The organism is Mycobacterium sp. NGS27, from assembly GCF_059813005.1.
Window position 1 is genome coordinate 1 of record NZ_JCALDT010000046.1, and the last position, 410, is coordinate 410.

At 67.3% G+C, this 410-nt stretch carries 1 protein-coding gene; it reads left to right on the forward strand.

The window, feature by feature from the left end:
- Nucleotides 1-410: condensation domain-containing protein (locus AC5Y30_RS25500; protein WP_499922092.1), on the forward strand; the 410-nt coding region annotated here is incomplete at both ends.

A 410-nucleotide genomic window follows, 5' to 3' on the forward strand; every position in this document is an offset into this window, starting at 1 on the left:
GCGCTGCTCGGTGAGGTCCCCGCGGCGTTTCACACCGGCATCCAAGACATCTTGCTGATCGCCTACGCCATGGCGGTAGCCCAGTTCGTGGGCAACGGCGCCGCCCCGATCGGCATCGACGTCGAAGGCCACGGCCGCCACGAAGACCTCCACCCCCACCTAGACCTGTCCCAAACGGTGGGCTGGTTCACCACCAAATACCCGGTCGCACTGACCATCGGCGCCGCCCACCACCAGTGGGCCCAGATCAGCGCCGGTGACCCCGGGCTGGGGACCCTGCTCAAACACGCCAAAGAACAACTCCGCGCCCTGCCCCACCCACTGAGCTACGGCGCGCTGCGCTACCTCAACCCCGACGTCGACCTCAACCAACCCGACCCCACCCTGGGCTTTAACTACCTGGGCCGGCT